This window comes from Croceitalea sp. W27, assembly GCF_055693185.1.
Genome location: NZ_CM146327.1, coordinates 3738068 through 3756548, shown reverse-complemented (window position 1 = coordinate 3756548; position 18481 = coordinate 3738068). Strand labels below are relative to the sequence as shown.

At 38.7% G+C, this 18481-nt stretch carries 20 protein-coding genes; 2 read left to right on the top strand and 18 right to left on the bottom strand.

Going from position 1 to position 18481, the window contains the following annotated elements:
* Window positions 1-12 precede the first annotated feature (12 nt).
* Window positions 13-447, top strand: a complete 435-nt coding sequence (locus ACZ1GR_RS17140) for a VOC family protein (RefSeq protein WP_472610065.1) — start codon at window positions 13-15, stop codon at window positions 445-447.
* Window positions 448-454: 7 nt separating this feature from the next.
* Window positions 455-880: a DoxX family protein gene (locus tag ACZ1GR_RS17135; RefSeq protein WP_472610064.1), complete on the top strand. Its 426-nt coding sequence runs from the start codon at window positions 455-457 to the stop codon at window positions 878-880.
* On the opposite strand, the gene ACZ1GR_RS17130 is transcribed toward ACZ1GR_RS17135, so the two are convergent.
* From ACZ1GR_RS17130 to ACZ1GR_RS17045, 18 genes are all read right to left on the bottom strand, one after another.
* Window positions 877-1596 carry a CpcT/CpeT family chromophore lyase gene (locus tag ACZ1GR_RS17130; protein ID WP_472610063.1) on the bottom strand — a complete coding sequence of 240 codons (720 nt, stop codon included), beginning with the start codon at window positions 1594-1596 and terminating at the stop codon, window positions 877-879. The genes ACZ1GR_RS17135 and ACZ1GR_RS17130 overlap by 4 nt on opposite strands.
* A gap of 48 nt (window positions 1597-1644) precedes the next feature.
* Window positions 1645-2865 (bottom strand): MFS transporter, encoded by a 1221-nt coding sequence (locus tag ACZ1GR_RS17125; RefSeq protein WP_472610062.1) that lies wholly within the window; start codon window positions 2863-2865, stop codon window positions 1645-1647.
* Window positions 2866-2867: 2 nt separating this feature from the next.
* Window positions 2868-3434 carry a hypothetical protein gene (locus tag ACZ1GR_RS17120; protein WP_472610061.1) on the bottom strand — a complete coding sequence of 189 codons (567 nt, stop codon included), beginning with the start codon at window positions 3432-3434 and terminating at the stop codon, window positions 2868-2870.
* A complete protein-coding gene (locus tag ACZ1GR_RS17115) occupies window positions 3431-4432 on the bottom strand; it encodes a VOC family protein (protein WP_472610060.1) in 1002 nt (333 codons plus the stop codon). The genes ACZ1GR_RS17120 and ACZ1GR_RS17115 overlap by 4 nt, the downstream gene beginning before the upstream one ends.
* Before the next feature lie 11 nt (window positions 4433-4443).
* On the bottom strand, window positions 4444-4911 hold the full coding sequence (locus tag ACZ1GR_RS17110) for a redoxin domain-containing protein (protein ID WP_472610059.1): 468 nt from the start codon (window positions 4909-4911) through the stop codon (window positions 4444-4446).
* 75 nt (window positions 4912-4986) lie between these two features.
* Entirely contained in the window at window positions 4987-5889 is a 903-nt protein-coding gene (locus ACZ1GR_RS17105) for a DUF1838 family protein (protein WP_472610058.1), read from the bottom strand.
* Window positions 5890-5900: 11 nt separating this feature from the next.
* Window positions 5901-6857, bottom strand: a complete 957-nt coding sequence (locus tag ACZ1GR_RS17100) for a VOC family protein (RefSeq protein WP_472610057.1) — start codon at window positions 6855-6857, stop codon at window positions 5901-5903.
* A 144-nt stretch (window positions 6858-7001) separates the two neighbouring features.
* Complete coding sequence (locus tag ACZ1GR_RS17095) at window positions 7002-7427, bottom strand: YybH family protein (RefSeq protein ID WP_472610056.1); 426 nt, start codon at window positions 7425-7427, stop codon at window positions 7002-7004.
* Window positions 7427-7789 (bottom strand): hypothetical protein, encoded by a 363-nt coding sequence (locus ACZ1GR_RS17090; RefSeq protein WP_472610055.1) that lies wholly within the window; start codon window positions 7787-7789, stop codon window positions 7427-7429. Before ACZ1GR_RS17090 ends, ACZ1GR_RS17095 begins: the two co-directional genes overlap by 1 nt.
* Window positions 7790-7792: 3 nt before the next feature.
* Window positions 7793-8980: a methyltransferase domain-containing protein gene (locus ACZ1GR_RS17085; RefSeq protein ID WP_472610054.1), complete on the bottom strand. Its 1188-nt coding sequence runs from the start codon at window positions 8978-8980 to the stop codon at window positions 7793-7795.
* A gap of 11 nt (window positions 8981-8991) precedes the next feature.
* The gene (locus tag ACZ1GR_RS17080) at window positions 8992-10611 is read right to left on the bottom strand and encodes a hydantoinase B/oxoprolinase family protein (protein ID WP_472610053.1); all 1620 of its coding nucleotides are present in this window, start codon (window positions 10609-10611) and stop codon (window positions 8992-8994) included.
* A gap of 108 nt (window positions 10612-10719) precedes the next feature.
* Window positions 10720-12144, bottom strand: a complete 1425-nt coding sequence (locus ACZ1GR_RS17075) for an FAD-dependent oxidoreductase (RefSeq protein ID WP_472610052.1) — start codon at window positions 12142-12144, stop codon at window positions 10720-10722.
* Between the two features lie 3 nt (window positions 12145-12147).
* Complete coding sequence (locus ACZ1GR_RS17070; protein ID WP_472610051.1) at window positions 12148-14217, bottom strand: hydantoinase/oxoprolinase family protein; 2070 nt, start codon at window positions 14215-14217, stop codon at window positions 12148-12150.
* Window positions 14218-14328: 111 nt separating this feature from the next.
* Window positions 14329-15162 (bottom strand): SDR family NAD(P)-dependent oxidoreductase, encoded by an 834-nt coding sequence (locus ACZ1GR_RS17065; RefSeq protein WP_472610050.1) that lies wholly within the window; start codon window positions 15160-15162, stop codon window positions 14329-14331.
* A 3-nt stretch (window positions 15163-15165) separates the two neighbouring features.
* Window positions 15166-15477, bottom strand: coding sequence for a hypothetical protein (locus tag ACZ1GR_RS17060; RefSeq protein WP_472610049.1), 312 nt, complete (start codon window positions 15475-15477; stop codon window positions 15166-15168).
* Between the two features lie 71 nt (window positions 15478-15548).
* Window positions 15549-16310, bottom strand: a complete 762-nt coding sequence (locus ACZ1GR_RS17055; protein WP_472610048.1) for an HpcH/HpaI aldolase family protein — start codon at window positions 16308-16310, stop codon at window positions 15549-15551.
* Between the two features lie 283 nt (window positions 16311-16593).
* Entirely contained in the window at window positions 16594-17121 is a 528-nt protein-coding gene (locus ACZ1GR_RS17050; RefSeq protein ID WP_472610047.1) for a 3-isopropylmalate dehydratase small subunit, read from the bottom strand.
* Window positions 17122-17133: 12 nt separating this feature from the next.
* The gene (locus ACZ1GR_RS17045; RefSeq protein WP_472610046.1) at window positions 17134-18480 is read right to left on the bottom strand and encodes a flavin monoamine oxidase family protein; all 1347 of its coding nucleotides are present in this window, start codon (window positions 18478-18480) and stop codon (window positions 17134-17136) included.
* Window position 18481: the final 1 nt, after the last annotated feature.

Here is an 18481-nt window from a genome sequence, read left to right as displayed (position 1 = left end):
AAATAAAATATTATGTCACTCTTATACAAAAGAATTACACTATGCGTAGCAGACCTAGAACGTTCTCTTACCATTTACAGAGATATTCTTGGTTTTACCATTAATTATATTGAGCCTTCGGCGGAAGATTCTTTTTCGTATCCTGTTTTTCAGATTCCTAAAGAAGCGAAACTTAATTTTGCCACTCTCGATTCACCCACACAAGAGCGCACCTTCGCACTTACCGAAATTAAAGGTGTGCCTTTACCTAAACAAGAAGGTATTAAAATGGCCGCATCGGTAATCAAAGTAGACGACTTAGAAGGCGTCATGAAAAAAATTAAGGCTCTAGGATTGCATATAACGGATGTAAAGACCGATGAAAACGAATATGCCATGTTCAATGAACAAGCCTTTGTGGACTTTGATGGTCACTTAACCGTGCTGTATCAATTGATGGAAAAGTAAGCGCATTATGATTTTTAATACTTTGAATAAACTAGAAAAATTAAAAGACTACGCCCCCGTAACCATCCGTATCATTTTTCTATTATACTTTATTTTAGCCGTAAAAGCTCAAGTATATCTACCAAGTAATGCCGAGAAATTTGGAGAGAATCTAGCGACCATGGGCATCCCCTTTGCTTCTTTCATGGGATATCTCGCTACCTATAGCTTGTTTATTGCGCACCTAATGATAGTAATAGGTTTTAAAGTACGTTTAGCGGCAATACCTGAAGTAATATATTTTTTAGTAGCTGTATTTGTTTACCATATACCTGAAAGTCATGGCATTAGTCAAACTATGCCAGCCTCCGTAATGCTCGCTATGAGTATATTTTTATTGCTTAATGGAGCAGGAAAACCTTCTGTGGATGAGTGGAAAAAACCTAAGCCCTAAGGTTTAGTTTTTTTATTAAAAACATACCAATTTTTAGAGATTTCGTAATACATAAGCCCATCTTTATGATACCATGCGTCTGAATAAGATAGTGTAGTTGCATTCAATTTCATTTGAGACCAAGAGTAAATGGGTTTACCCGTATCAGGTGCGTCAAAAGCGCAAGCGCCTCTTTTCATAGCACCTTTAAATTCATTGACACTTTCATTAAAATAAATGTCACAACCGCCTAAAGGGTACATATCTTCTGGCGTTATTCCGAGTAGTTTGGAAGGGTCTTTATAAGCACCTTTGGTTCTGGCCTTAAAAGCACTATCCATTGGAAAAATATGTAGTCGCAGCACCAAAGCCGTATCTTTCTTATCAAAGGCATAAAAACGCTGGCGAGTTACCTTTTCCTCATTTTTGAATTCGCTCCACTCTGCATAAAACACATTTTCACCAAAGGCAGGTAGCAATACACGTTTGATATGTAAAGAAAGATGCTTGTTTCTGTACTCCTTATTGAGCTTTGCTTTGTTTTGATCTCTTATCTGTTCGCTATTATCATAATCACCTTCCCAGTAACTCAAAAATTGCTTCCATTCCAAGTTTTCTTTTGTAGTATTTTCCGCTTTAGAGCCAGCTATTTCTTTTTTACCCGACTCTTTACATCCTATAAAAACAAGGCAAAAACTTAAAACGAAAATTTTAAAAATTTTACTAGACCTCCACATAGTTTAAAAAATTCAAAAAAAATCCTTGTCAATTCTATGCTGTAATTATTAAGCTACTTCTGTCGGACCGTCCGTATTATCAGGAGTTACATATTTAATTGAGAAAGAGGTGATAAAAGAAATGGTCAACAAACCTACAACCACCCAAAAACTAGCACTATATGAACCCGTTTGGTCAGAAATAAGCCCGGTCAACCATGCTCCTAGACCAACGCCAACACCCTCAAAAACAGAAATGATTCCACCAATTTTTCCAGCAGATTTGACCCCGAATGTAGAGATGATAATATAGTTTAAAAGTGTGTATAAACCGCCCCAGCCGATACCTACGGCAATTAAAGCGGGCCATACAAAAGCCTCTGAGTTCATAGCCATACCAACAGTGCCTAAAAGCATCAATACCAACTGAATTTTAAAGAGTTTGTATTCATTGATGAAGTCAGTAACAATACCTGAACATAGTTTTGCACATAGAATAATAATGAAGAAAATACTAAATGTATTCCTTGCTTCTGATTCAGTATAGCCCAGTTCTAAAAGATACAAGAACAAATTGGCAATGATGCCCATAATACTATAAAAACAGAAAGTTCCAGTAATACAAATAGCCCAAAATACTGGTGATGCTAGAGCTTGTTTAAAATTGAACTCGGTCGCTTCCTCTGCTTTTTTAGATTCTTCTGTTTGCTTTTTTACCGGTTTTAAAAAGAAGAATATAAGAATGGCAATACCCACGGGAATCAATGCTTCCCATTGGAAAGAAGCTCTCCAACCAAAATTTTCCAATAAAGGACCACCAATTTGCGGTATCACGATACCGCCTAATGAAGTGCCTGCCAAAGCTATGCCAATAGCCGTACCCCTATTCTTTTTTATTCTCTGCGAAACCATTATGATTACGGCCAAAGTACTTGCTCCTGCAACAGCTAAGGCAAAACCCACATGTATGGCATACATATGCCAAGCCGCAGTGATGTAACTATATGAGTAGTACAAACCTGCAATCATGAACAAACCGACAATAATTGTCTTTTTCGCGCCGTATTTATCAATAATGGCACCTACAAAAGGCATGAGTGCCGCTGAACTAATAGAATTAAGAAAATCCCTAAACTTCAACTCCGATTTAGTCCACCCGAATTCTTCTAAAAGTGCACTATCAAAAATGGTAATACCTGAAAAAGTAAGGCCATTAGAGCATAATAGGACTATGGTTCCTAAAACGGCAATTCCAAAAAGCGTAAAAAAGGATTTGTTCTCGTTACTCATAATCAGTTTATTTTAATGTACTCTATTGGTGTATCGTAAGGTGTAATTTTGACTCCGTTTTGGCGTACAATTTCCATAACGGATAGGTGCCCATCGGATAAGGTTTCGGTAAGCTGAAAGGTAAGTCCGTTACCCAAATCTCCAATATGGTTAACAGTAAATTGGTCGGTTACCTGTAAGGTATACTCGGCTGTTCCGAAAGGCCCAACTTCTAATTTATTATAATCCAATATTAAAGCTGCATTATCATTTGTTATGCTTGCCGGGTCTAAGTGTGGTGCTTTTATAGATTCTAAAAACACTTTTCTATCACCATCTGAACGTAAGTAAAAAATAAGAGGTTTGATATCCATAGGTTTCCCTGGATAGGTGTAATAACTTTCCTCTAGCACATATATACCCTCATGGCCTTTGGGCCTATTAATAACCAAATGGTCACAGATATCGGTAACATGTTTTGCGTATGGGTGTACCTGATTTCCCGCCGCTTTTTCCTTATCGACTTGGGCTTGATTGTCCAAGGTACCGCATAAGATATCCGTAAATCTTTTTAATACTTTATCCATCATGAAGCTTGAAAAATTTCGACGTAGAATCCGTTTGGAGTTTCTAATACACATGCCTTACCCTTACCCAGAATATAATCGGAAACTTCTTGTATCTCTGAGATCACCTTAATATTTTTTGTCTTGGCATTTGCCATTACTCTTTCAATATCTCGGGTATTAAAACTATACATTCCTAATCCTTGATTTGGCAGACAACTTTGTACCCCTGTATCTATCATATTACCATCTTTAAAGTCTAGCAACAAATAGTGATTCTGTTGTGCTTCTTTCGCATAGATTCCACAAAAGCGGAAGGGTGTTCCTGTTTTAACGCCTAAAGCACCTTCATCAGCGGCTTCCCATACCGAATCAAACAAAATATAATGTTCTAACACATCTGTAAAGAACGCTACCTCGACATCTGAATCTTTAGCAACAAAAGCTGAATACCCAGGGCCACCAAAGCCGTCAGCAGGGTCACAAGGAGCCAACTGCGGATAATTTACACGTTCTATACCTACACAATGCAAGTAATCAGGGCCCTGATAAATCGTCTCTAGATAGTGTCCTTTATCTCCATTGGCTCTTACAATATCACCCAATTGCATGGGCGCCATCGCTTTTACCCCATATTCTTGCATGCGCTTGTCCATTCCTTTTGCGTCAGAAGTTGGGAATCCTAAAGAGAAAGAACCCAATTCATACGAACTATAGCTATTGTGAATTCTAGGTGTATCCGTTTTAAGGTGCAGAATACGCAATTGGATCAAGCTCGGCACCGTTGGGCGATAGCAGTGATATAAATCATAGTCGACCTCGGCAGGAATATTCCAAAATTTCTTTTGTTTACTCTTTTCTTCATCGGTTAAGATAACCGCATCAATCTGCATTTTCATGACCTCGCCATAAAAATGTTTATATCCTTCCAAATCTACAGTACATAAAGTAGCTGTATGGATATAGCTGGTTAATGCACCTTCTCCAATTCCATCAGGGATATCAAGTGTTGTTTGTTTCATGAAGCTATTTTTTATAAACTTTCTAAAGTGTTTTTAATATTTTCAAAACTCGGTAATGATTTTCCATCCGTGGTTTCGGCATATTGCACCACCCCTTCACCATCGATAACAAAAGCAGAACGCATCGAAAAACCGGTCATACCAGCAAAATCACCATCAAATAAAACACCATAGTCTTTGCTTACTTGACGGTTAAAATCTGAACCTAAGGAGAAATTAAGGTCGTTCTCTTTTGAAAATTTATCCAATACAAAGGGTGAATCAACTGAAACTCCCACCACCTTGGCATTTAATGAAGCGTAATCATTTTCTTCGCCATTTGCAGTGCATAATTGTTCGGTACAAACACTGGTAAATGCCAATGGAAAAAAATGAAGTATTAGATTTTTGCCTTTGTAATCACTCAATTGAATGGGTTCTAAATCAGTGCCCACCAATTTAAAATCAGGAGCTTTTTGCCCTTTAGTTACTTGAGCCATAATATTTATTCTTTAATAGTAACATGGTTAAAATCGTCGTATGAAATTCTTGAATTAAGATGAACAGTCCGTAATTTATTTCTTGTTTGTTTTTTCTTCTGCGGCTTTCTTGGCTGCAATATGTTTTTTATAAACTGTCCAAGAAGTTTCGTTTTCTCTTTTATCATCTTTAGCAGGTGGATTCATGTAAAGAGGATAGCGCTCTTCGAGTATTTTTTGGATTCGAGGCCATATTTTTGCCTTATCCAAAACACTTTCCCCTGTAGAATTAACAACCATAATGCCTTGCTTGCCGCCCATATTCATCCATGGTAACCATTGCGCAATACGCGACCATGAAATACTTGATGTTTCTAAATCTCTTATCTTAGGATTTGTCAATTCTTCTGTGGAGTAGTAGGTATTAAAAATCTCCATAGCATGGTATTTACCGCCTACGGCGTTTTGATAATCACCACCTAAAGGATTATTATAAAATAGCGGATATTCGTAAGAAGTCACCGCAACGTCACCATATTGACGGAATGAAAAAGTAGCTCGATCTTCTCCCTTATCATCCTTCTCATAAATATAACTTCTCAGACTTACCGGATCATTCGCTACATGAAGTACTTCAACGGTTTCCCCAGTCCATGGGTTTTCCCAAGTATCTAATATTTCATTCGTTTCCGGATCTAAATACATCATAATTTCACGGCCAACACTACGAAATCCTTGTCCTTTCACATCATCTTCAACACAATCGCATTGCCTTACATTTATACCGACCACATTAAAGATATTCTTGTCTTTTTCGCCTTCGATACGGCTATACATACGCCCCTCCCACATACCGTAAACAGGCTTACCCTCTTCAAGGGTATTGCAAACCGTTTTTTGAAGCATTTGAAGCGCCTCTAAACCTTTATATTCTTTTTTTTGTGCCTGTAATGTGAGTACTAAAACAGTACTAAGCATAAGTGAGATTCTTGTTTTCATATGTGTTTTATTTAGTTGTTCTTCTCTAAAAATTCCCACCATACCCCATCAGGACTTTTCAATGCAAAACACTGCACTTGACCGTAAGGAGCTATGGTTATTTGTTTTATGGGTTGATGTATTTCAACACCCTTTTCTAAAAGTGATTTGTAGTACGCCTGTAAATTATTTACATCGCATCTGTAAAGCAATAATCCACGATTTGGCGGAATAGCTTTATTAGAAAAATCCTTTCCTGCTATTCCTTCAAATTCACATGCCTGAAACATAACATCCCTTGAACCATCCAAAGAAAAAATATTGGCCATACAGGTCACATTTTCTATCATATTCATAGGAATGTTGAACATGTTTTCTATGGGAGCATCTTTTTTTACTTCGTATTCATTCAAAAGCGAAAAACCTAACTTGTCGACATAGAAGTCTTGGGTTTCTTTCAAATTTTTAACGGTAAGGGAAGAATTATAGACGTGAGAAGGTATTTTATAACCTTGAGGAAGTTCTAAAGGCGGCTGTACCCTATGGGTAAAAGCAATAATGATATCATCATACCCTTTCATTAAAATATCATACAGCTCAAAAGGACCCATTTTCTGCAACAAAGGGTCGCTAAGCCCATGCCATCCCAAATCGCGTATTTCATCAAAAGTTTGCGCTACTTCAGGAACTCGTAGGTTAATATCCATAATACCACCGATGTCCCATGGGTTTTGGGAAGAGCGAATATGCTCTTGAGCTACTCCCTCGTATTTAATCAACCGAAGAGAACCTGCTTCATGATTATTAAAACGAATCAACCGCTCACTGGCACTGACCTTTTTGTTTAGGCCCCAAAAGTCCAAGGTACTTCTGTCTGTCTTATACTCACCAACAATATCCAACCCACCATAGTCACAGAAAAAGTCACTTACCTTTTCCATATTACCTACACTGTAAACAACTTCTAAAATGGTATTTAGTTGAAACATTGGTTCTCGATTCTGTAACAAGATAATAAAAATAGTTAACTATATTAACTATTAATAAGGTTAATAATATTTTATACTCAATTTAACCCATAAAAAAACCCGTATTTCGAAATATACGGGCTCATAAAATCTTATTGAAGTTCCTTATTTATCTTTTTTCAGCCAATCCCCAACACCATATGGGTCGGGGTGCGCCGCAGAAACATGCTCGTGTCTGATTTTCCAATCGCCATCTATTTTCTTCATTACAAAAGACGAGCGAAAGGTTGTCATAATTTCTTTATCTCCTATGGAAATATACAAATCAGTTACACCACCTATCCAGCCCATATCACCCACGATTTCTTCGTAGGGTCCCTCGGTCCAGATAATTTTATCTAATGAAATGGAGGAAGTAACAAAATCACCCCATCCTTTCATAATCATACTAAAACCTTTGGTAGCCAAACGTGGCCCTTCTAAAACCACATAAGTATCTTCATCTGGGCAGTATCCGTTTCTGATTTCATCCATATCGCGTTCCGATATGGCATTCCAAAATTTTCGAATTCTTTGTTGAAGTATACCCATTACATCTCGTTGATATCGTTCGCAATTTCTTCCAACGATTTATCAGGATTCTCCAATTCTTCTTGCTCTTGTTGTACAATTCGAAGTACCCGTCCGATATATTCAGCATGCCATGTTTGACGCTGCTCCTCTTGCTCTTCGGTCTCAGGAACAAAGGTTTCGATTTCTTCGCGAGTCACCGTTCCCTTTTTCTCCAGCAAACGTTCAATACTGTCCATACGCTCACGCATTACCGCAAGCTCACCTGCTATGGCCATGGTAATATTCAACACACGCTCCACCGCTGGGTCGTCATGAAAATAAGGACGTTTGCCCTTAGGCTTGTTTGAAGCTAATTTTATATAATCTATTTTTTCTTCCATCTTCTAGTTTTTAATAGCACCAAATACGTTCCAAATTGGTGAACGGCCATGGTCTTCCGGTTCATCCGCTTTTTGCGAACCATCGTCCAAATCGTTTTCCGCTTTCGCTCCAATCTGCATAAAATCTTCTTCTCTAAATCCTGAAGATTTCATCAAATCAATAGGCTCAATATCATGCATTTTAGACCAATACGGTTCATTGTTATACAGTGCATCCCAATCACGAATGAACTTTTCAAATAAACTCATATCATCAGTATACTGAGGTTGCTCAATGTGTAAGGTCAAACCTTTAGGTTTTAACACACGATGCACTTCATCCATGATATTATAAATGGATTTTCCACCAGTTTCATGAAAGAACATAGTAGATTGTACCCAGTCAAAAGACTCATCTTCAAAAGTAGTTTTCGCGGCATCCATTTGCATGAACTTCACGTTAGTGATACCCAAATCCATAGCTCTTGCATGTGCATATCGTAACATTGGTGCTCCGGTATCTATTCCGATAACCTCAGCATCAGGAAACGCTTTTGCAATTGGCAATACATTATGACCCATACCACAACCAATATCTAAAATTCGTTTGGGATTGAAATCAGGGTAGGTTTTCTTTACCCAACTCACAATCGCTTTTCCGCCTCCATCACTGTAGCGACCTAAAAGTCCCGCCGTAGTTACGAAAAGTCCGGTATCATAATTTGCAGCCGGCGTTACATCATCCTCAATAAGTTCTGTATGGTAACTACCAGGCATGATGTGATTGTCACATGCCAACAAATAAGGTGGCACCTCCACACTTTCATCAAGTATCAAGGAGTCTTTACCTTCATTTAGAGCTTTTACTTTATCACGTAATTCGGCTGCTTGACGCAAAACAATAGAACGCCCAGCCTGCTGACGCATTTCCATTGTACTTCTTCTTAGGGAAGACCAAACTTGGTAATGGGCGTCTTTGCTTATCGCTTCTTTTAATTCTTCGGTGGATGCTATTTTTCTACCGTGTTCTTTCTCAAATTTAGGTTCTACCCTATTTTCAAAAGCCACTTTGTTACCGGTAGATACGTGCGCTAAATGCTTGTTTAAATTCGCCAAGAAATTATATCTAGCTCTTTCATCATGGTTCATCTCGGGAAAAACAGCGTGTTGTGCTATTTTATTATAGACCGGAGGTAAGTTTCGTACGCTCATAACTTTCTTTTTTAACTAATATATCCTAAAATTTTATCTTCTGCTATCGCAGCTTTATCTCTATCCGCGGGGCTGCCGTATCCAGCACCTCCGGGAAGTGTTAATATCAATTCTTCTCCTGGGAATAACTTATCCAATCCTTTTGGTGGAAATTCTCTTTCGGGTACAATTTGGATGGAACCCATTTGTCCGTCTTTACCTTCCAATATTCCTTTAGCAGGTGTCTGCGTTTTTTCGGTTAATAAGGATATATTCAAAGGATTTTCTCCTACATTCATAAAACTAAAACGCTGCCCTAAACCACCTCTAAATTTACCATCTCCTGCTGAATCTTGAAGTAATGATTTCTCTGTAACTCTTACGGCCACATCCGTCTCTAAAACTTCTATCGGCACATTGGCTACATTTGTTGGGAAGCTCAATACATGTTCACCGTCCATATTCGGTCTTGCACCATAACCTCCATTTAAAAAGAAGTATTCTACAAACTCTTTGCCCTTGTGTTCGCCATTTAAAACGATACACCAGCAGGCACTTCCACAATCTGCTTGTACTTGTTCGGGCACAGCTTTTGCCAAAGCTCCGAATACAACAGAGTGCAGCATATTACCTGTAATATTTCTAGCGCCGAGTGGAGAAGGTTTTTGGGCATTGACCAAACAACCTTTTGGCGCCGTCACTTTAATAGGATAAAAAGACCCATCGTTATTGGGTACATCTGGACTAAAAGTGCATTTAATGGGATACGCTGTGTAAGCGAATGTATAGTTTAATACTGCATTGATACTTAACGGATGCGCTCCTGAAGTTCCGGTATAATCCGCATGAATCTCATCACCTTTGATATTAATCGTGATTTCAAAATGACAGCCATTGCCTAATCCATCACCATCCGTATCATATGAATATTGATAGCTGCCATCTGGGGCAGCTAAAAGTGCTTCGCGCATTGCTTTCTCCGAAGCATTGATTACCGCATCTGCCAAATCTTGCAAATCGGTCAAGTCATTTTCTTGCATCAATTTCATCAAGGAACGAATGCCTTGGTCGTTGGCTGCTATTTGCGCGCGAATATCACCAATAGTTTGGTCAGCAGCGCGAACGTTATGTTCTAGAATATTGAATAGCGTATCGTTAGGTTTTCCTGCGGATATCAATTTTGTTGGCGGCACCATCAATCCTTCTTCATACAAATCTCGGGAACCTGCACCCCATAATACACCACCCATATCAGGTGAGTGTGCTATAGTTCCTATAAAACCTATTAAACTACCTTCATGAAAAATAGGAGAAACAATACCGATATCGGGTTTATGACCAGCACATAACCAGGGGTCGTTTGTCATTACGACATCTCCTTCTTTCCAAGTTTCCAAAGGAAAATAATCTTTCAATAATGCCTTAGTAAGTATTGGTAAAACTCCTAAAAACGAAGGTACAGAAACACTTGACTGTGCAATTGACCTTCCTTTCCTATCCATCAAAACCACCGCAAAATCATTTGATTCGCGTGTAACCGTTGAAAATGAAGTACGCTGCAAGGTCGTACCTGCCTCATCTACAATACTTATCAATCTTGACCATAATATGCTTAGTGCTATAGGGTCAAATTTTGTTTCTGTTGCTTGCATAAAAAATGATACTGGAAAATTAGTTAACTAAGTTAACTAATTTTTGATTAACTATTTATTTCTCAGGGTAAAAACTTTGTGGTTTAACATGGTTTTTACACAATTTCTTTAAAGTGTTCTTCCTAAAATTCTTCCGAAACTTAATGCCGGAGTAATGGCCATGCCACTACAAAAAGAACTTCCGCTCGTTGAGCCCAATCCTAAAAACTCTCCTGCTCCATATAAGCCTTCCATAGGTTGCCCTTCTGCATCTAGAATTTGTAAATCTTTGTTCACTTTAATTCCGCCAAACGTCACCAATACCGATGCATGGACTTTTAACGCATAAAATGGAGCTTCTTTAATCGGGTCTTCTAGAAATTCCCTTCCAAAATCAGGGTCTTTTTTCGTTTCTACCATGGTATTGTACTCCTCAATCGTGGTTTTCAAATTATCCGCTGGCAAGCCTGTTTTCTCAGCCAAGGCTTCAATAGAATCTGCCATCATTAGTGCTCTATTCTTTTTGGCTTCTTCCTTCATTTGCTGGACCGTCCATCCAATTACTATGGGATTGTGATGCCCATTATGGTCGTTCGAAGTCAATGCTTTTTCATCAAAAACCACCCAAAAACACCAATCCGGTTGTTTCATAGTTGCCAGTTCACGCGTCTCAGGATTCACCTCATCTTCCCGGATAAATCTTTCTCCGTTTGCATTTACGTAAATATCCCGAGGTTGGCGATAGACCGAAGTTAATACCATGGCCCAAGCCTTGTTGAAATCTACACGACCACTGCCAGCTTCCTCTTCCATTCCTCCCAAACTCGGGAGGTGAAAATCACCTAGACGAAACTGTGCCCCGTGTTTTTCAACAATCATATGACCGTCAGCTGTCGCAGTTGGATAACAACTACTTACCAAAGGAATATCTCCATGCTTTTCTTGAAAATAAGCTGGATTGCTTCCGTAACCTCCTGTTGTGATAACAATATTTTTTCCAGAATACCTTTGTTCTCCACTTTTAGTATCACAAATTACTGTATCATATCTTTTACCGGTTTTACCTAATCCTGTAAAGGAATGTTCAAAATGAATATTGATATTTCCACTAGCTACGTACTTCTCCCACAGTGGAAGCAGCACCTTATAAATACTCATGGCCTTTTCAGGTCCATAAATGGTTCTTGCGGTGTCATAAGCTACATGACCATAAATTATTCTTGGACACTCTGGAGCCCATTCCATTCCGATATCATCTAACCATTGAATGGTCTTCGGAGCTTCATAAACGGCTTTCTCTATCAGGTCTAAATCACCTGACCTGTTATTGATTCTATAAATATCTGCAAGATGTTTTTCTGGTGAATCTTCAATACCCTTTTCTTTTTGGAAATGCGTTCCCCCTGCACTCATATGACCTCCTGACCAATGCATGGCGCCACCGACATAATCCACTTTATCAATAACACCTATGCTTAGACCTCGTTCTGCTGCCGTAATAGCACACGCCATTCCTGAAGTACCTGCACCAACAATAAGAATATCGTAAACCATGTTTTAATGTAAATCGATGATGATGTTCTTATCATTATCCACTTGAACTGAACTATTCACACCCACAACTGTGGTGCTTTCTGTTTCTTCTATAATAGCAGGGCCATCAAACTTTTCATGTGGTTTTAAAGCATATCTATCATAGACAGGACAATCTAAATAACCTGTTTCTTCAAAGTATACTTTTCGTGTTCCTTTGTAGGCATTCTCAGCTGCAATACCAGTAGAAAACTGTTTTACTTTCATTTCTGGAGTTGGTCCTTGAACTACAACACGCCAAGTCACCATTTCCATAGCCATGCCTTCAATAGAGCGATTGTAACGGAATTCATATTCCTTTATAAAACGCTTTTCTATTTCTGTAATACTACTTTCATTCAATTGTCCTTCTGGTAATTCAATTGTAATTTCATGTCCTTGTCCCGAATATCGCATTTCAACGATGCGATTAACAATAGCATCTTTTTTAGCAATACCTGATTGCTCCAAAAAGGCGTAGCCATCATTAGTCATATCAGCTAAGAAATCATTGACTTCTTTCCAGTCAATTGAATTCAATTCTAAAATATGACTATGTATCTTTTCGCTTGCTACTGGAGAAACCAAAAACCCTAAGGCCGAAGTTACACCAGCTCCTACAGGAATAATCAAACGTTTTGTATTCAATAATTTCGCTACCCCAAACGAGTGAACAGGACCAGCTCCACCGAAACCAATCATATTAAAATGACGCGGGTCCATTCCTTTTTCCAAGACATGGACTCTAGCGGCATTGGCCATATTTTCGTTTACAATTTTGTGAACGCCCATCGCCGCCTCTTCGACTGATATGCCTAAAGGTTTGGCCAACTTATTTTCAATTGCTTTTCTAGCGGCATCAACACTCAATTGCATTTCACCACCTAAGAAATAATCGGCGTTCAAATAGCCTAATACCAAATCTGCATCGGTTACGGTTGGGTCTTCTCCACCCAAATTATAACACGCAGGACCTGGAGTTGATGAAGCACTATCTGGACCTACAGTTAAGAGTCCAATATTGTTTACACGGGCTATACTTCCTCCACCAGCTCCTATTTCAATCAAATCAATAACAGGGATTCTAACAGGAAGTCCGCTTCCTTTTTTGAATCGTTTTATACGACCTGCTTCAAAGTGGTTTGTTATTTCTGGTTCTCCTTCATAAATCACACAAGCTTTTGCCGTGGTACCGCCCATATCAAAGCACAACAAGTTTTCCTCGCACAAGTGCTTTCCAAAGAAAACACCAGCCATGGCACCGCCTGCAGGGCCGGACTCCAACAAATGAATCGGTGATTTTCGAGCTCCATCAATTGTGGTCAATCGTCCACTTGAAATCATGATATTCACGTTACCATCAAACCCTGATTTACGCAATTGCGTTTCAAAATCTTTTAAATACTTATCTGTAATTGGCTGCACGTAGGCATTCATTGCCGTGGCAGAACTACGCTCATATTCACGTATCTCAGGCATTATTTCTGAAGATAAACTGTAGTACATTTCAGGAACATGCTTGGAGAGATATTCTCCCAGTCTCTTTTCGTGGGAAGTATTTGCAAAGGAATTCAGCAAACAAACACCAACGGCTTCAATACCATTTTCTTTTAGAGTTGCTGCTAAATTTTCCATGGAGCTCTCATCCATCGGAGTCACCACATTCCCATGAATATCCACACGTTCTGCCACACCCATTCTTAGGTTACGAGGCACTAAAGGCTTGGGCATTGTCAAGAAAATATCATAGATATCATATCTCATTTCGCGACCAATTTCCAATACATCTTCAAAACCTTTCGTTGTGATAAATGCCGTTTTTGCTCCTTTACGTTCAATAACCGCATTGGTAACTAGCGTAGTACCGTGAACGATACCATCCATATTCTTTACCGGGAAATTGAACTTTTCCTCTATCTCTTTTATCCCATTAAAAATACCCACAGTAGGGTCTGGATAGGTCGTTAAGGTTTTGGCAAAATAGAGTTGGTTATTTTCATTGTTGAACAACACAAAATCTGTGAATGTTCCTCCGATATCGATTCCTAATTTCATTTCTTAAAATTCAAATTCAATTGTCAAAGACAAAATCAATTTCTCGACTCCGCTCGAAATGACAGTTTACTTGTTTTTGCTCTTTATTTTGTGTTTCTGATTTTATGTTTTTTAATGGTATTCTTCACCGCCAGAAACATTCATCGCCTCACCTGTGATATAATCTGCTTGGTCTGAAGCTAAAAAAGCAACCGCTTTTGCAATGTCTTCTACCAAACCTGTTCGTTTTAAGGGGTTTTTATCAACGATTGCTTGTAGGTAATCATCGTAATCTTGACCCAATTTTTCGCTAAAAAATTTATTTTGCCAATGCCCTAATCCTGTAGTAATATGATTTGGACAAACCGCATTTACACGTATTTTATGCGCTCCCAATTCTACAGCGTTTGAACGTGTCAGACCAATCATACCATGTTTTGATGCTGTGTAAGCAGCCGCAAATGGGAACCCCGATTTTGCCGCCTGACTTGCAATATTGATAATCGATCCACCTTTACCTTGATCAATCATAGCAATTGCAGCGTGTTTCGAACATAAAAATGCACCTTTAAGGTTGACATCTAAAACGGCATCCCAGCTTTTCTCTTTGAACTCCTGAAAGGGTTCCATGATATAACCAACCCCAGCATTGTTCACCATGATATCGACACCGCCAAAAGCTTCTCTTGTCTTTTTAACAAGAGTTTTCACTTGGTCTTCGAAACGAATATCACAAACAATTGCGGTAGCATTTACGCCTTTATTTTTTGCTTTTTTGACGATGGTTTCCATATCATCAGTCGTTCCTATATGTTCTTCGCTAAAGTTTTCACCTTGTGCAACGCCAATATCTGAAATGACCACATTGCACCCTTGTTCCGCCAATTTTAAAACAATGGCTTCACCGATACCATCTATTCTTCCCGAACCTGTAACAATTGCCGTTTTTCCCTTAAGATTATACATGATTTAAGCGATTTGTTCTGAAATAATAAACATCGGATTATCGGCAAATGATTGAAATTGTGCTGCTACTTTTTGCATCGCTTCGGAACCAGCTTCTTCGCCAAGCTTGTTCATATCATTTATCTGCAGTACCTCACAATATTGATAAGGTGAGGGATTTTCGGTACCCATGACATTTCCTAATCTGAAGACTTTAAAATCGTCTACACAGCTCATTTGAGAAGCTGTAGGCACATCGGTTTCTTTAGCCCACTGCTCGTAAGCTTCCTTTGAGCTTTCATCTTTTAAGTTGAAGAGTACAACTAGTGCTGACATACTATTCTTTTTTTAATCTTTCTAACCTACATCTCGACTCCACTCGATGTGACAGAAATTATATTAAACTATTATTTTCTTGCTTGTAAAAATGCATTCCCCGAGGATTTAATCAAACCTTGAACGGAATTCATGACCATCGAAGCTCCCTTTTCAATAAGAGCTTCAGCTCCTGCAGCATTACCTGCTACCGTTCCAAACCATTTTCCTGAATCCAAAATGGTGGCAAAGATTTCATCCAAAACTTTCTTCACCTCATCATGTCCTGGCCCATCATAAAAGCCCATTGACATCGCCAAATCGCGAGGGCCGATGATGAATCCGTCCACACCATCAATCTTACACAATTCAGGAAGGTTTTTTACGCATTCCATAGTCTCTATTTGTGGCATGACCAGGGTTTGTTCATTGGCAAAACTTACATACTCTTCTTGACTCATTGGCCCTTGCATATAATCCGAAGCCCTTACAGGACCCAAACCTCTCTTACCTAAAGGTGGGTATTTTATGGCTTCAACTAATGTTTTTACATCATCTGCATTGTCTATAGTAGGCATCATCACGCCCATGATACCAGCATCCATATATTGTAAAATCAATTTGGTATCAACACTTCTAATTCTAGCTAGAGGCGTAGTATTTCTCAACTCACAAGCACGGACCATATTTGTCACATCAGAAGCCGTTATAGCCCCATGCTCGCCATCGATCATGTAAAAATCCATTCCTAGAAGTCCTATATATTCACAAATCGTTGGGTCAATGGTTGGAGAGATTACCCCAAGTCCCGCCTTGCCTGACTCAATTCTCTTTTTTAGTTGGTTTTCTTTCATGCTGTTACGCTGTTGTTAGGTTGTACGATTATATTCAAGAAAAACACACATAGTAATTCCACTCTTATTGAAAGTGTTTTTCTTAATCTTGGAACAATTTAAGAAAAATAGTTAACATAATTAATAATTAACATAGTTAATCATTAAAATTTTGGTGTATTGTCAAGATTTCTGTAGAATTTCTGAACAATTTAATAAAATATCACCCTGAAGTGAGAATTCGACATTGGCAGAATTAAAGGGCTAAAAAAATAAAAGTCAACAACATGCTGACTTCTACTTACTATTCTATCGGTTCTCCCTTGGCAATTTTATCCCTTACGTAGTTCATTAGCCCTCCTGCTTCTCCTACTTCACCTACAAAGGGTGCAGCAGGTACAGATGTAAATTGAGTGCCTTTGGTGATGTTTTTTATAATTCCGTTATCTGCATCATATTCCAATTCATCGCCAGTCTCACACCCCAAATGCATTTCATCGTCCGATGTTACAAAAGGGAGACCATAGTTTATGGCATTTCGAAATTGCAATCGTGCAAAACTTGTCGCAAATACTGCTTGAATACCTGCCCCCATCAATCCCGTAATAACATGCTCAATAGACTTACCACCTCCGGCAAAATTATGGTTCGCAACAATAAAGGTGTGTCCTCTATCTTTAAAGGCGTTTTCTTTATTGAACTCTTCTTTGACACCTGCCATAACCCATTTACTATTTTCAACGGGATCAATTGCTGATGTCCAATATTCTTGAATAATAATATCATAGGCCATCACATAATCGTCAGCGACCCAACAGGTTCCTTTTATCATCTTATTTTCTATTTAGCTTATTAATTCTTTATATACACGATTGGCAGACTCTGCTGCCGCTTCCATCCCTCTATTTTCATGCGCCGTATGTTCACCCGCAAAGTATACGTTTCCTGCAGGTTTTATCATATCTAAAAACCATTCTGCCTGCCCAGGAGCAAATTCTACATAAGCCCCTTTATTATATTCATACTTACCCCAATTTTGGATTCCCAAATACTCCAGTTTACCTTTTGAAGCGGGTCGTATTTCGTTTATTTTTTTTATGGTGTAATCTGCAATTTGATTCTCGGTCATATTATCAAAAAAAGCAGTTCCTTTTCCATTGACCCAACACGCAATTTGTTTTTCTGTGGGTGATGAACTCATGTTCATGATACGTTCAATAGGTGTATCGGTCCACATATCCAATGGAATACCATCAGCCTCCCAATATTTTTCGGTATGCGCCAAATGAATTTGGGTAATGTTCGTGTATGATAGTTCCTTTATCGCTTTAGCTTGATTATCGTTGACATCGACATCTAGTTTTACATCTCGTAAAGTGGTGAAAGGAAGCGTGCAAACAACCTTTTTAGCCCTGTAGCTAGAGCCATCGCCACAGTTTACCGTAACGTTGTTTCCCGAATCATCGATTTGAGTAACCATTTTATTGGTTAGCACAGGTTTTTTCAGGGTATCAACTACTTTACTTATAAAATTAATAGTACCCCCTTTGAAATTCAGTGCTCTTTTAGAACCATTGTATTTACCAAAAGCCCTACTATGATGCGCATTGATAGCAGATGTTTTATAAATATCATTGTAATTAAGACTAATATCTGCCAGTTCAATTTCTTTATCAGAAAGACCTTTTTTCTTTAAAAAAGCTGCATACGGCTCATCTAAATTTTCAGTTTGATACCATTGGTCCAAACCAGATAAATAATTTGACTTCCCCAACGCCATAAATTGCTGAAGGTAAGGTTTGATTTCTCCTTCGGGCCATGGATGCTTTAGCTCACCATTCATATAAACTGCGGTCGGCGAATTCATAAAGTCGGTAATATCAATCATTTCTGCCCCCACCTCATTAATCAAAGGGAGTAAATTATCATATTTATCCCCAATACCACGACCACCAACATCTCGATTTATATCGGTTCGAGTGAACATTCTGCCTCCAAGACGATTGCTCCCCTCTAGGAGCATGTAGTCTTTCCCTGCTTTTTCTAAAAGATTAGCCAGAAACAATCCGGATATACCTCCACCCAAAATCAAATACTCCGTATCAGGTGCGGCTTTGGCACAAGATAAAGGCAAGATTCCCAAGGCGGTACTTGCCAATGCAGTATTTTGAATGAAGATTCTTCTATTCATG

Coding starts and splice junctions, on each gene's coding strand:
- ACZ1GR_RS17130 (WP_472610063.1), bottom strand. CDS start 1,596: ATGTGGAGGTCTAGTAAAATTTTTAAAATTTTCGTTTTAAGTTTTTGC.
- ACZ1GR_RS17095 (WP_472610056.1), bottom strand. CDS start 7,427: ATGGGTATACTTCAACAAAGAATTCGAAAATTTTGGAATGCCATATCG.
- ACZ1GR_RS17060 (WP_472610049.1), bottom strand. CDS start 15,477: ATGTCAGCACTAGTTGTACTCTTCAACTTAAAAGATGAAAGCTCAAAG.
- ACZ1GR_RS17120 (WP_472610061.1), bottom strand. CDS start 3,434: ATGATGGATAAAGTATTAAAAAGATTTACGGATATCTTATGCGGTACC.
- ACZ1GR_RS17075 (WP_472610052.1), bottom strand. CDS start 12,144: ATGGTTTACGATATTCTTATTGTTGGTGCAGGTACTTCAGGAATGGCG.
- ACZ1GR_RS17135 (WP_472610064.1), top strand. CDS start 455: ATGATTTTTAATACTTTGAATAAACTAGAAAAATTAAAAGACTACGCC.
- ACZ1GR_RS17110 (WP_472610059.1), bottom strand. CDS start 4,911: ATGGCTCAAGTAACTAAAGGGCAAAAAGCTCCTGATTTTAAATTGGTG.
- ACZ1GR_RS17090 (WP_472610055.1), bottom strand. CDS start 7,789: ATGGAAGAAAAAATAGATTATATAAAATTAGCTTCAAACAAGCCTAAG.
- ACZ1GR_RS17080 (WP_472610053.1), bottom strand. CDS start 10,611: ATGCAAGCAACAGAAACAAAATTTGACCCTATAGCACTAAGCATATTA.
- ACZ1GR_RS17125 (WP_472610062.1), bottom strand. CDS start 2,865: ATGAGTAACGAGAACAAATCCTTTTTTACGCTTTTTGGAATTGCCGTT.
- ACZ1GR_RS17100 (WP_472610057.1), bottom strand. CDS start 6,857: ATGTTTCAACTAAATACCATTTTAGAAGTTGTTTACAGTGTAGGTAAT.
- ACZ1GR_RS17140 (WP_472610065.1), top strand. CDS start 13: ATGTCACTCTTATACAAAAGAATTACACTATGCGTAGCAGACCTAGAA.
- ACZ1GR_RS17050 (WP_472610047.1), bottom strand. CDS start 17,121: ATGATAAAAGGAACCTGTTGGGTCGCTGACGATTATGTGATGGCCTAT.
- ACZ1GR_RS17085 (WP_472610054.1), bottom strand. CDS start 8,980: ATGAGCGTACGAAACTTACCTCCGGTCTATAATAAAATAGCACAACAC.
- ACZ1GR_RS17070 (WP_472610051.1), bottom strand. CDS start 14,217: ATGAAATTAGGAATCGATATCGGAGGAACATTCACAGATTTTGTGTTG.
- ACZ1GR_RS17065 (WP_472610050.1), bottom strand. CDS start 15,162: ATGTATAATCTTAAGGGAAAAACGGCAATTGTTACAGGTTCGGGAAGA.
- ACZ1GR_RS17105 (WP_472610058.1), bottom strand. CDS start 5,889: ATGAAAACAAGAATCTCACTTATGCTTAGTACTGTTTTAGTACTCACA.
- ACZ1GR_RS17115 (WP_472610060.1), bottom strand. CDS start 4,432: ATGAAACAAACAACACTTGATATCCCTGATGGAATTGGAGAAGGTGCA.
- ACZ1GR_RS17055 (WP_472610048.1), bottom strand. CDS start 16,310: ATGAAAGAAAACCAACTAAAAAAGAGAATTGAGTCAGGCAAGGCGGGA.
- ACZ1GR_RS17045 (WP_472610046.1), bottom strand. CDS start 18,480: ATGAATAGAAGAATCTTCATTCAAAATACTGCATTGGCAAGTACCGCC.